8 protein-coding genes are annotated in these 13,645 nt (G+C 51.7%); 2 read left to right on the top strand and 6 right to left on the bottom strand.

The window, feature by feature from the left end; translation table 11 throughout:
• Positions 1-127 precede the first annotated feature (127 nt).
• Positions 128-4,015, bottom strand: a complete 3,888-nt coding sequence (locus tag AC1S52_RS20390; RefSeq protein ID WP_482030886.1) for a PAS domain S-box protein — start codon at positions 4,013-4,015, stop codon at positions 128-130.
• 346 nt (positions 4,016-4,361) lie between these two features.
• Positions 4,362-5,735, bottom strand: coding sequence for a 3-phosphoshikimate 1-carboxyvinyltransferase (gene aroA / locus AC1S52_RS20385; RefSeq protein WP_482030885.1), 1,374 nt, complete (start codon positions 5,733-5,735; stop codon positions 4,362-4,364).
• A 121-nt stretch (positions 5,736-5,856) separates the two neighbouring features.
• On the opposite strand from aroA, the gene AC1S52_RS20380 reads away from it, so the two are divergent.
• Positions 5,857-6,348, top strand: coding sequence for a hypothetical protein (locus AC1S52_RS20380; RefSeq protein WP_482030884.1), 492 nt, complete (start codon positions 5,857-5,859; stop codon positions 6,346-6,348).
• A gap of 157 nt (positions 6,349-6,505) precedes the next feature.
• On the opposite strand, the gene AC1S52_RS20375 is transcribed toward AC1S52_RS20380, so the two are convergent.
• The 3 genes from AC1S52_RS20375 to AC1S52_RS20365 form a co-directional block, all read right to left on the bottom strand.
• A complete protein-coding gene (locus AC1S52_RS20375; RefSeq protein WP_482030883.1) occupies positions 6,506-8,218 on the bottom strand; it encodes an iron uptake porin in 1,713 nt (570 codons plus the stop codon).
• A 455-nt stretch (positions 8,219-8,673) separates the two neighbouring features.
• The gene (locus AC1S52_RS20370) at positions 8,674-9,981 is read right to left on the bottom strand and encodes a DNA methyltransferase (protein ID WP_482030882.1); all 1,308 of its coding nucleotides are present in this window, start codon (positions 9,979-9,981) and stop codon (positions 8,674-8,676) included.
• A 162-nt stretch (positions 9,982-10,143) separates the two neighbouring features.
• Entirely contained in the window at positions 10,144-10,800 is a 657-nt protein-coding gene (locus AC1S52_RS20365) for a DUF938 domain-containing protein (RefSeq protein WP_482030881.1), read from the bottom strand.
• Positions 10,801-11,080: 280 nt separating this feature from the next.
• Here AC1S52_RS20365 and bchD point away from each other — a divergent pair, with 280 nt between their 5' ends.
• Complete coding sequence (bchD, locus tag AC1S52_RS20360) at positions 11,081-13,156, top strand: magnesium chelatase ATPase subunit D (RefSeq protein ID WP_482030880.1); 2,076 nt, start codon at positions 11,081-11,083, stop codon at positions 13,154-13,156.
• Positions 13,157-13,173: 17 nt separating this feature from the next.
• Here bchD and AC1S52_RS20355 read toward each other — a convergent pair whose 3' ends face one another.
• Positions 13,174-13,584: a YggT family protein gene (locus tag AC1S52_RS20355; RefSeq protein ID WP_482030879.1), complete on the bottom strand. Its 411-nt coding sequence runs from the start codon at positions 13,582-13,584 to the stop codon at positions 13,174-13,176.
• Between the last annotated feature and the right edge of the window lie 61 nt (positions 13,585-13,645).

Genomic DNA, 13,645 nt, shown 5'->3' with positions numbered 1-13,645 from the left:
CACTCATTCAGTGGATATAGCGTTTTTGAATCCAGTGAGGTACATGGATAGCCGTAGAATCCTTGAGTCAAACAGATGAGATGTACCTCACCCAGAAAGGAAACGCTATGAATCTATTTTCGATCTACTAACTCTCCACCGGAACAGTGACTACAAAGGTTGTTCCAGAACCCAATTCACTGGTAAAGCGAATGTTGCCATTGTGAGCATCAATGCAATGTTTGACAATTGCCAAACCTAACCCGGTGCCTGCAATGGTGCCCACGTTTTTTGCCCGGTGGAATGCTTCAAACAAGCGGTGCCGTTCTTCAACGGGGATGCCAATACCCTGGTCTTTGACCTGGAAAATCACTGTTTCTGCCTCGCAAGCAAGTTCAAACTGGATGGTGCTGCCAGCGGGGGAATATTTCACAGCATTGGAGAGCAGATTGGTCAAAATCTGACGTAGCAGTTTCTCATCTACTTGAGCGATCGCCTGGGGGCAATGACTGAAAAAGTCAATTTTGTGCTTTTTACCCACACTGACTTGAATCTGTGATGTTAGATCGTGACAAAACCGGGTCAAATCCAGCAGGTTGGGGTTGAACTCTAATCGATCTGCCTCGGCTTGACCGATTAACAATATGTCCTCCAACAATTGGGTCATGTGCTGAACGGTATTTTGAATCAGGTGGAGTTGATCCAACCGTTCTGTTTCAGTCCATTGATGCCCGTAGTACTCCAACAACTCTGCCGACGACAGAATCGTGCTGAGGGGGGTACGAAATTCATGGGAGGTCATGGCAACGAAGCGAGTTTTGAGTTCGCTCAATTCCCTCTCTTTTTCCAGGGTTTTGAGCAATTCCTCTTCAAGCTGTTTGCGATGGCTGATATTCCGCTGGATAGCGACCCAGTGAGTGTACCATCCGTTCTGATCGGCAACGGGGGTGATGCTCAGTTCAACCCAAAATTCTGAGCCATCTTTACGGTAGTTAATCAGTTCAACCACAATGGGTTGCCAGGTTTCCAGGGCAGCTCGAATCTTATTCAGGGTTGCCCGGTTTGTGCTTGCCCCTTGCAGAATTCGGGGAGTTTTACCCAGCACCTCTTCTAAGGTGTAGCCCGTCAGGCGGCTAAATGCCTCGTTCACATAAACAATTTGGGGACCGGGCGGGTTGAGCGGTTCGGCTTCGGTAATCAGGACGGCATCATTAGCATTGACTACGACAGACTCTAACAATCGTAGACGTTCCTGCTGTTGCTTACGTCGGGTGATATCTTCGGCAATTCCGGCAACGAGATGAACCTCGCCCAGGTCATTTTTGATCGGAAAGGCGCGATCGCGAATCCAGCGAACGTCCCCGTTTTGCCGCAGAATACGGTACTCCTGGTCGGTAGTATCCATCGTGTTAACCGAAGCCGCAATCACCCGATCTCGATCCTCAGGGTGAATAACTGACATCCAGGACTGACCCTGTTGATAAAGGCTGTCACAGGTACAGCCCCAGATTTGCTCATAGGCAGGGCTGACATAGACAATCTGATTTTTCTGTGGGTCACGCATCCAGAAAACTTGTTTGATATTTTCAGTCAACTGCCTGAACCGCTCTTCGCTGTCGCGGAGGGCCTGCCACAGATAAGCCTGGGACAGGGCAATGCTGACCTGGTGTGCCAGTTGTTGCAGTAAGTCAACTTCAAACTCAGTCCAGTGCCGGATTTTATGGCACTGATGGGCAATAATTAACCCCCAAAGTTTGTTGCCCTGAACCAGCGGCACCACCAGCTTTGCTCTCACCTTCAACTGGCGCAGAAATTCGGTGTGACAGGGCGTGAGATTGGCGGTTTCAATATCATCGATGCTGCGAATTCTGCCCTGGAGAAAAAGGGCATGATGCTCACTAGGAAACACTTCCGGCAGAAAGGTTTCTCCGACTAAACTGGTCAAACCGGAGGTGGCAGACTCATTCAAAACAACCCCCGTGTCGTCGGGTCGCAGATGGTAAATTAGAACCCGGTCTGCCCCCAGTAATTCTCGCACCTCAGTGACAGTGGTTTGCAGGATTTGCTCTAGATCGAAGGAATGGCGAATTTTGAGCGTAATATCGGCAAACAGGCGCGATCGCAACCCCTGCCGCTCCAGTTCCTCCTCTGCTAGCTTACGTTCCGTTACATCCAGTACCAGAGTCAGGATTGATACCACATTTCCGGCTTCGTCTTGCAAGACCGAGTTGTACCATTCACAGTAAACAACCGAACCATCTTTTCGATAGTTGCGGTTAAAGGAAACCAGCCGCTGTACAGAGGTGGTAAACAATTCGCTGACTACCTGGTTGACGATCTTCTGGTCATCCCCATGAACAAAGGTAAACTCCTGGTTAATCGGCTTACCCAGGACTTCTTCTGCCGTCCAGCCAAAGATGTTTTCTGCCTCCCGTGACCAGCGCGTCACACGGGTATCGGCATCCCACTCAATCACTCCCAGGGGTGAGTTCTCAACATGAAAGTTGAGTTGTTGGAGGGCATTCTGAAGCTGCTTTTGAGTGTGTTTGCGTTCAGTAATGTCCGAAAAGGATGTCACCACGGCATAGGGTTTCGTCTCACCTCTCCGCAACAGGGGTTGGGAATTCATTCTGACCCAGACCAAATTGCCCTGGGGCTGATAGATACCCATTGCCACCCCTGTGCAGGGCAGCCCCGTGTGCAGGCTTACCGTAGCGGGATGCATCTGGCGCGGGAAAGGTCCACCGTCTTCACGAATGGTGGATGGGTCTGGGGCAAGGGAATTAGCCCCCAAAATTTCTCTGCTTGGACGACCGAGAATCCTTTCCGCGCTTGGATTACAGGCTTGAATAATACCGCTAGCATCTTGCAGCACAACCCCTTCCTGTAGTGCCAGTACAACTGACTGATAACGGCTTTCGGTTTCTTGCAGGGCAACGGCAGTTTGGCGACGGCGACTGGACTCCTTTTCTAATTGGTCGATCGCCCCCCGCAGTTCGGACGTTCGCTGTTTAATCAGGATTTCCAGTTTTTCATTGGTTTGTTGCAGAATGGCTTCTAGCTGTTTTTGGGGAGTTGTGTCAAGCACAAACCCAATGATCCGCTCTCCTGGTTCTTCCAACAGAGCGCAACCAATCAGCACCGAGACTCGACTGCCATCTTTACGGATGTATTGCTTTTCCCAGGGGGATGCCACCCCGGTCGTTCTTAACTGCTGAGTCGCCAATTCATCCAGATAAAGCTGCTCCGGTGGAGTGATAGTATCCCAGCGCAATTGCCCCGATCTCAGGTCTTCACGGGCATACCCCACAATGTTTAAAAACGCATCGTTGGCATCCAGAATGCGTCCATTGTTTTCACTGAAAATAATGCCAATGATGTTGGCATCTGCTATACGACGGAAGCGGATTTCACTCTGACGCAAAAACTCCTGGGCTTTCTGATGGTCGGCTTCACGCTGTTGGCGATCGATCACCGTTCCCATGACCCGACAGGCTGCCATGACGATGTCCTGATGGGGAAAACCCCTAGGCTGCTCCAGGTTGCGGCATTCCAGGGTCAACACGCCCACCACGGTTTGATCAACCGTCCGAATCGGAAAGATGCCCAGGTTCCCAAGATTGAGCGCACGAAATCGGTCTACGGCATTGGGATGGTTAGCATACTGTTCAACAAAGACAGGTTCGCCGGTTTCCACAACCCGCCACAGAATTCCCTGCCCGTAGGGAATGGCTTGTTCTGCCACCGTTTGCAGTTCGGCAACCAGAGGTTCTCCATAGGTTGCAATGAACTGGGCAGAAATTTCATTCAGGATTAGGGTCGCGTAACAAGTATCTTCCGTCCTTTGAATTAGCTTGATGTCTCCAAAGCTGGCTCCGGTTGCCTGAACCAGATGTTGGAGAGCAAATTTGCCCAGGTCGTGGAGGCTATTGACAGTCAGCCGCTCGGTCAGCTCCAACAGAAAGGGCACCCAATCCGGGTTGTTGGAATGAGGGGGATGGTCACCTGACGGTATTACCGGCGCATCTAAACTCATAGCAAAGATTGATTGATATAACCTGGCCGCATCGCACCATAACCGGCACGATCGCCGGAAAGTGTGCTCTGTAGCAAGTACTCAGCAGCACTCATCCCATCACTTAGACATTCTGTGATTGGTTGAACGTTTGCGTGTTTCAACGTTGCAAGCAGCATCTCCAAAATGTCTCACCCATACAGGTGATCGCTATAAAACTTGTGGTTCATTCCCCTAGTAAGGACATTCGAACACAAAATCTAACCAGGTTTTTGTTTGGAAAATTATCTATATATAGCAAATGCAGGCGTTTCGACCCGCAGCTTCCGTATTCATCAAGAAGTTTGGTATCTATTTTGACAGAATTTTATCCGAGAGTGCAAACCTGTTCCAGGGTGGGGACAAAGTCTGGGTAGGAGATGGCAGCGGCTTCTGCCCGTTGAATGGTGGTGGTGCCGCTGGCAGTGAGGGCAGCGATCGCCAGACTCATGGCAATTCGGTGATCAGTATAGCTATCGACCTCTGTACCGCTTAGGGGATGACCGCCAGTAATTTCCATCCCATCGGGTAGTTCAGTGATGCTGGCTCCCATCCGGTTCAGTTGATCTGCCATGACCGTGATGCGATCGCTTTCCTTCACCCGCAGTTCCGCCGCATCCTGAATGACGGTGGTGCCCTCGGCAAAGGCAGCGGCTACTGCCAGAACCGGAATTTCATCAATTAACCGGGGAATTAGATCTCCCGCAATGCGACAGGCTTTCAGCGGCAGGCGACCCTCCCCACCTCGATAGCGGACTCGTAAATCGGCAACGGGTTCTCCCGCTACTTCCTGCGCATTTTCCTGGGTAATATCTGCCCCCATCTGTTCCAGGGCTTCCAGTACACCGGTACGGGTGGGGTTGACTCCCACATTTTCTACGGTTAGATCGGAACCAGGCACAATTGCCCCGGCAACTAACCAGAATGCTGCCGAGCTAATATCTCCGGGAACCACCACTGGCTGACCTTGCAACCTGGAGGGACCCGTTACCGTGACGCTACAGGTCTCCGGGTCTACGGTTAAGTCTGCGCCAAAAGCCCTCAGCATCCGTTCACTGTGGTCACGGGAAAGGGCGGGTTCGGTGACAGTAGTTTGCCCATCGGTCATCAACCCAGCCAGCAGGATGCAGGATTTTACCTGGGCAGAGGCTATGGGGGAGTGGTAGTGGATGGGCTGTAAGGTCTGTCCCTGAATTGCCAGCGGTGCCAGGGAACCCTCTTTGCGTCCCCAGATCTGTGCCCCCATTTGCCGCAGGGGGTTGACGACCCGTGACATGGGGCGCGATCGCAAAGAACTGTCTCCTGTCATCGTGAAAAACCTGCCCGCATGGGATGCCAGAATTCCCAGCATCAACCGCAATGTTGTCCCAGAGTTGCCTGCATCCAGAACATCCAGAGGTTCTAACAGTTGCCCCAACCCAATCCCTCGGACGGTTACCTGGTGGGTGTTCAGTTCAGAAATCTCTGCGCCTAGTGCCCGAAAGCATTGGGCAGTACTGCGGGGGTCTTCGCCCAGCAGTAGCCCTTCAATGGTAGTCGTGCCCTCCGCCAGTGCCCCCAACATCAACGCCCGATGGGAAATTGATTTATCTCCTGGTACCCGGATCCGCCCCTGCAAAGAAAGCCCAGACGCTGGTTGGGTAATCGTTAAGTCATGCTGACCTTCAGAAATGTTTAGAAAGATTACATTTGACACGGGCATGGGGATCGAGGGGATCAGATAAACTGACATGGACACACCAGAGTAATCCTATCCTTAGTCGAGACAGCACACAATGAAGTTTCAAGGATGAAGGATGAAGGATGAAGGATCAAGGTTTCTCATGCTGACTCATCATCGCAGACCGGTTTGCCTGTCGTTTATCTCAACCGACTTCCCCATCTGTACGGAAGTTGAAACCGTTGCAACACTCTACCAGAAGGACTATGACCGGTTTCATTTACTGTTAACTGAGCCAGTGATTCGCGATCGCGAGTTCGATCAGGATGGACAGGAAATCCCTGCTATGCCCTACGGTGAAACCCCCAGACTGCTATGGCTGGAGTTTTCTCCTTACCGGGTCATCTTGACCATGCAGGGAAACGGACAGTTTAGCTATCGGCATCTACTGGAGCGGGGAGTATACGGGCTGAGCCGCTACTGGCTGCATAGCGACACTTCCAAAGAAAACCATCAGCTTTCCCTGCGCAACTATACCCGCAACCTGGTTTTGGAAGGCAATCCCCTGCCCGACTTTTTCCGGATTGAATATGAACTCTGGTCTGAAAAGGTTGCTTTAGGGCATTACGTGATTAATCTGGAGATTCATCATTAGGGGAATGGGGTAGAGGGGAAGTTGAGAGTTGAGAGTTGAAAGTTGGGGAATGAAGTTGTTTGTCCTATGTCATCTGTCCTTTGTCATTTGTAAAAACCAACTGACCAATGACCAACTTCTAACAACTAACAACTATATAACTCCCCTCACCTAAAAACTAAAATGTAAACGTCGTCCGGACCACTCCCATCAAAATATCGTTGTTGTTGCTGTTATGTTCGGGCGCGGTGAGCCAGATCAGACCGGGAGTAATGGCGATGTTGTCTGTAAGCTGGAATTGATAAAAGGCCTCCACATGCAGGGATGTGTCCAGGTCTTCGGGCAGGGCTGCATTGAGGTTGCCACGCACATTGGTGACTCTAGGTTCCATCCCTACCAGAACACCCCCCACACTACCCTTTTTACCCAGGTCAGGAAAGGCAAGACCGACCATCCAGTTCCAGATATTGGCATCTCCTCTGAGTCCGCTTGCCAGCGATCGCGCTTTGGTATAGCCCGCGGAACCATTCAGCACAATTCCAGGGGTGATCTGGAAAGATGCGCCTACCCCATAGGCATTGCTAGAAAAGGGCAAGCCTCCCGTGAAATTGACAAAGTTTGCCTGGTTACTGCCGGTTTCGCCAGCAACGGAAAAGTCGGTTTTGTAGGAGTGGATATAGGTCAACCCGAACTGAAGCCGCTCAGATGGGGTGATGGTCAGTTGGGCGATCGCCCCGTAGGGACCGTTGAACAGACCATTCTTGGCAAAGGGCAGGTTGGCGGCTCCGGTGCCATTATCCGCCAGGTAGCCAACCCCCAGTTCAAAGACGTTGCCAAAGGTATGGCTGATGCCAATGCCGGAACCACCCATGAGATAGTAAATTGGGTTGCGAGTCGCAAAATGCGACAATGCCCCAAAACCGCCATCGCCATCAAAGAAAGGATTGATGGTGGGAATAAAGTCATCCGTTGCCCCGGCATTGGCTTCGAGAGTAACGGTGGTGTTCTCGCCAACCGGGAACTGGTACAGCAGGGTATCAATGCCAACTTGATTACCACTGTCGGCATTGATCCGGAGGGAGCCTTCCGGGGTCAGGGTGACGGGACCAAATAAGTCCAAATTGCCTGCCTGAAGTCGGGTTCTCAGCAAATCTCTGCCAGTGAAGCTGGTGTCAAAGTTGAGGCGCACGCGATCGCCCAGGACTGGAACCCGATCAATCCTGTCTCCAACGGCATTCTGTCCGGTGGCAATCCCCGCCAGGGCAAAGATCACCTCGCCGTTCAGCTTGGTAGTTGTGGAAAACTGCTGGCGCTCCAGGGTGGCGGTGCGGGCTTCCAGGGCATCAACTCGACCCCGCAGGACTGCCAGTTCCGCCGCAAACTCTTCTTGAAGGCGTTGCAAAATAGCAAGGTCTTCCTTTTTCACCAGATCAGCCGTACCGGCGGCAATTAGCTCGTTGATCCTGTCCATGCAGGCATTCATGCCTGCGGCAAACTCATAACGGGTCATTGCCTGATTACCCCGGTAGGTGCGATCGGGATAGCCAACAATACAGCCGTAACGTTCCACCAGGGATTGCAACGCCTGAAATGCCCAATCCGTTGGACGCACATCTGTCAACTGAGAAACAGACTTAACCTGCCCCATGACATTTTTGGAGCGATCGCCTATCGGCGCAGACTCCAACTGCGATATCGACATGACTCGACCACTCATTCCACGGGTGTCTCCTTGAGGTACCGCCATTAAGGGATCGGTAACATTTGCCAGAGCGAGTTGAGCGATGGCTGGCAGTTGCTGAGCTGTCGCATCCGTTGCTGCCAATCCCAAAACAACAGGGCTGAAAACCGCAGGGCTAAGTACCAACCAGTTAAAAAAATACTTCTTCATAATTCCGTTTTACTCACACCAAATACACACTGAACACGCAAGCTAAAAAAACCTCAGTCAGCACTGTTTCAATTAACAGATGCCTTCTTTTTTTGGGGGGAAGCGCTGCTCAAGAGCATGAGCAATTTCCATTACCCATAATTTCGAGAATCATAATCATTCTCGTTTAAGCTGAGTTTACCAGATCAAACCATAAAGGCAAAATCAGCTAGAAGCTATCCCCCTCCCCCGGTTCAGCTAACGATCAGATGGAGGTTCTTGTTGAGATAGGGTGATGTTTCAAAGGTGCGGTCGGTGTCTGGTAGGGGCATTGCATTGCATTGCCCCTACGGAACGCAAACAACAGATCTAGAACTACCTTGTTGAGATAGGTCTGTCCTGGATGTCTGGATTTATGGACAAAATCCCCAACTTTTCCAAAAAAATGGGGATCTAGAAGGTGTACCAAGGAGTGCTCAAAAGGACTGATCGCTGAAGGGATAGGGATAGGTTGGCATCTTGCCAGACCAGCGTAACAGCACCACTTCTTCCCGCACTTGCTCTTTGGTTACGGTGGCGGCACGGGTACGAAATAGGTCAATCCCAATCACCTCATAACCCAGTCCTTCAGCAATCTCTGCCAGAAGCTCCCCCGTCCGAATCATGACTCGCAGGTAGGAGTTTTGATCGCCCACAACGTAAGCCAGTTGAGCGCCAGCACATAGGCGATGGCGTAAGTCTGCCAGATGTTTTGCCATCCCACCAAAATAGAGTTTGACGGCTCGATGGTATAACTTCTCAAACCCACTCGTTTTGCCTAGAGCCAAACGGCGTTCTTCAATTTCTTGAGCAATTCTTTGAATGTCTAAATGCCTGGATACCCAGCGATCGTCGGCATCCACCTTGAACACATTGCGAGTATTGGAACGAATCAGCCCTTCTTTAAAGCTCCGCAATTCTGCCCTATTTTTGATGAAACCTAGTAACACGGATTCCAATCGAGTCGTGCGGGTGTAATCTTTTTCGTTGGGATAGGGAGGCGAGGTAATCACCGCATGGATGGAAGGGGATTCCAAAACCTGAAGAATCTGGCGAGAGTCTGCCCGGTGTATGGTTGCAGGGGCAGTGCCCAAACTTTTTAACTGATTCAAATCCTGAACCATTGCAGCCACTTCTTGCAGCCACAGCTCGATCGCCGGGGCATCGGTTTTTGCCTTCCCAATCCCCACCTCCGGACCAAACCGCAGATTGCTGATGGATGTTACCAGGGCTTTGGCAAGTGCCAGTTCTAAATGTTGCGTATACCTCTGATCAGGAGCCTGTCTGATTTGTTCCAGAAGCACTAAGGTTTTGTGCAGAGGCAGCGGACTGATCGAGTTTGCCAGGATCAGCTTCTGGCTTTCCGCTGGCAGGGTGCGGAGCGGTTCCGGCGATCGCTGAATTTCTGCCGTCGCCACTGCCCCAATCTGCATCGCAGTTTCCATCAGCCCATCGGGATCAGGAGTCCAGTCCAGTTTTACAGAACCGGCAAACCATGCCATTGGATTTGCCTCAACCCCAACGCTGGCAATCCCCTGTTTTTTACACTCCACAACCGTTGTGCCAGTCCCACAGAAGGGGTCAAGCACCTGATCTCGCCGATCAATGGCAAACCTATGCAAATAGTCCTGAACCAGATGGGGCGGAAAGGAGAGGACAAAGCGGTACCAGTCGTGGGCAGCTTTATCTTGGGCACGAATCTGATTTAGTTCAGAATTGCCCTGAACTGGGGACTCGGATTTCAACGGACTTATGGACACTATCTCTGGAGTATCTCTACTTGAAAGTTGCATTCTAATGGAGCGATCGCCTTGATGCAACTTCGTTAGTTGGTGTGAGGTGTGAGGGACGAAGAGGTAAGGTTTGTGTTTTCTAATTTCCCCTGGCGTGAATGGCTACCGCTATCGTTATCGCCTCTGGAAAACGACTGATAGGTTATTGGCTGGCATGGCGATCGTCCTGATGGGAGTCAAATTTTGAGCCTGAGCAGCCGCAACCACTGCCTCCAGGTCACGCACGCCCCAGTCAGGATGCTGCATTTGCAGGCTCTCATCGAATGCTTCATTACTGGGGGCTGTGTGGCAACCGTTTTGCTTATAAGGTCCATACAGGTAAAGAATGCCGCCAGCGGGCAAAATTCGTCCTGCACCTGCCATTAAGCCCAAACAAGCAGCCCAGGGAGCAATGTGAATCATGTTGATGTTGGCGATCGCCCTGATCGGTTGCCGCTTTAGATCCAGTCCAGCTAACGACTCTGGTAGTGGAGTTTGTTCAACCAGCCAGACGCGATCGCACACATCCAGAGCGATCGGATGAAGCAAGTTCTCTACCGGGGAATGGTTACGCCACGCTTCAATACTGGCTCGTGCAACCGGATTGGGATCGGATGGTAGCCACTTCCGGGGATGAAGTCGGGGTGCAAAAAAGACGGCATGTTCTCCGGTACCGCTGGAGATTTCTAATACGGTGCCAGACGGCGGCAGGACTTGTAAAAGCACCTCTAGAATTGGCTCTCGGTTACGCTGGGTAGCAGGGGCGTATTGGCGGGCGTTGGAATGGGACATTGATTTGGAGATGTAAGGTGTGAGGTTTTGAAAACCTCGGAGGTCTAAGCTTGTGCTGCGGGACATTCTAAACCACGTCCAAACCCAATGAGCAACTCGGTAGCCTGAATCCCCGTAACTTAAGATCCCGGGTGTCTATGAAATATTGTTTCAGCCAGCCAAATTAATCCCAACAATACACCGGGGATCTGAGGATGATCCTTGATCCCATACCCAACTTAAAACCTGGAGTTCCCTCACCCTGCTATCCTGAAATCTGGAGCACATTTAGACTTGGTTCATGCCAGCACTCAGTACGCCCGTTACCCCCCTAGCCTTTCCCCTGACAGCCGTTGTGGGTCAGGAGGCAATTAAGCTTGCCCTGCTGCTCTCAGCCATTGATCCGGGGCTGGGAGGCGTTGTGATCGCTGGACGGCGTGGTACTGCTAAGTCAGTGATGGCGAGGGCTTTACATGCGCTGCTGCCGCCGATTGAGATTGTCCAAGGCTCTCTTAATTGCGATCCCCAAACTCCTGGAGAGTGGGATGATGAAACCCTGGAAAAGGTGAGCACAGAAAACGGTGAGGTGCCGACTGACATTCCCACTGAAATTATTCCTGCCCCCTTTATCCAAATTCCCCTGGGTGTGACAGAGGATCGGTTGCTGGGTTCGGTGGATGTGAGCCAGTCAATTAAACAAGGAGATACGGTTTTCCAACCGGGGTTATTGGCAGAGGCTCACCGGGGGGTGCTGTATGTGGATGAAATTAACCTGCTGGATGACCAGATTTCTAACCTGTTGCTGACGGTTTTAACCGATGGGCGCAACCAGATTGAGCGGGAGGGTATTAGCTTTCAACACCCGTGTAAACCGCTACTGGTGGCAACTTATAATCCAGAAGAAGGGGACTTGCGGAATCATTTGCTGGATCGAATTGCGATCGCCCTTTCTGCCGATATAGAACTGGGGATTGGCGATCGGGTTCAGGCAGTTGAGCTAGCCACCCGCTACTCTAATGACCCTAAAGAATTTCTGGCACAGTACAGCGAAGATCTGGATTCCCTGAAGACTCAGATCATCCTGGCGCGGGAATGGCTGAAGGATGTGCAAATCAAGCTAGAGCAAATTGAATATTTGGTGACTGAAGCGGTGCGTGGAAATGTCCAGGGGCACCGGGCAGAACTATTTGCGATTCGGGTTGCCAAAGCCCATGCGGCTTTGGAAGGGCGGACTGAGGTGACGGCTGATGACCTGCGCCGTGCGGTTCAACTGGTCATTATTCCCCGCTCCATCATTACCCCACCTCCACCGGAACAGGAGCAACCACCACCGCCACCACCGCCACCGCCCGATCAAACCGAAGATTCGGAACAGGAGCAGGACGACAAAGAAGAAAATGAAGACCAGGAAGATCAGCAGCAAGACCCACCCAGCATTCCAGAGGAATTCGTCTTTGATGCGGAAGGGGTCATCCTCGATCCGGAGGTCCTTTACTTTGCTCAGATGGCAACCCGTCAGGGCAAATCGGGGAGCCGTACCCTGATTCTTTCCGAAGATCGGGGGCGCTATATCAAACCGATGCTACCCAAAGGGAAAGTGCGCCGAATAGCTGTAGATGCCACCTTACGAGCCGCTGCCCCCTACCAAAAAGCCCGCCGACAGCGGGCAAGTACTTCTCATCCTTCTCCTACCTCCTATTCCCCATCCCCTTCCCGTAAGCGAGTCTTTGTCGAACAAAGTGACATCCGCACTAAGCGGCTAGCCCGCAAGGCAGGAGCGCTCGTTGTGTTTGTGGTCGATGCCTCTGGCTCCATGGCATTGAACCGGATGCAGTCGGCAAAGGGAGCTGTCCTGCGATTGCTGACCGAGGCATACCAGAACCGGGACCAGGTTTCCCTGATTCCGTTTCGGGGAGAACAGGCGGAGGTGTTGTTGCCCCCCACCCGTTCGATTGAAGCTGCCAAACGGCGATTAGATCGGCTGCCCTGTGGTGGGGGGTCTCCCCTGGCACACGGTTTAACGCAAGCGGTTCGGGTAGGGATGAATGCCAAGCAGTCTGGAGATATTGGTCAGGTGGTGATTGTGGCAATTACCGACGGACGGGGTAACATTCCGCTGGCACGATCGCTGGGTGAAACTATCCCGGAAGGCGAAAAGCCCGACATCAAAGCTGAATTGCTGGACATCGCAGTAAAGATCCGTGCCCTCAACATTCAGCTATTGGTGATTGACACGGAGAATAAGTTCATCTCTACCGGGTTTGCTAAGGAACTGGCACAGAAAGCAGGGGGCAGGTATTACCACTTACCGAAGGCAACGGATCAGGCGATCGCTGGGTTAGCCCAGACTGCGATCGCGGATATGAAAGCCCGTTAAGGAACAACGATGGGTTGCTATCGCCCGCGCAGATAGCGCACGAACGTAATCGCTAACCAGCCCAGAAGCGAATAAACTGCGATCGCAACCAAAACATTCACATCAAAAATGCTCGCCCCACCCCCGGTCACGGGGCTAATAAACAGCGTCGAAAATGGAGCCACAAAAGGCTCTGATAGATTGAGAATGAATTGGGCGAAGGTGTTTTCTGTATTGGCTCCCAGCAGCCGTAGCAGAAATCGCATGATCAGTAAAATAATCAGCAGACTCACCAGCAGTGAAATGCTGTTAACAATCCAGGCAAAAGTCGCACTTCTTTTCGCGGCTTCAAGGCGTTTTTCTTCCTGTCGCAGTTGAAATGCTTCCTCTTCCTGAGAAAGTTCCCGCCGTTTCTCAAAGTTATTAGGGTCGTCTGGTAGCTGGCTCATGGTTGAGATACGTTAAATTGAATGGTTTGTTATGAGAAGTGGTAGGAGTTGAGAGTTGAAA

This window comes from Kovacikia sp. CALU 1929 (genome assembly GCF_056784235.1).
Note: the sequence above shows the minus strand (reverse complement) of the source record. Positions and strands in the feature narration are given on the sequence as shown.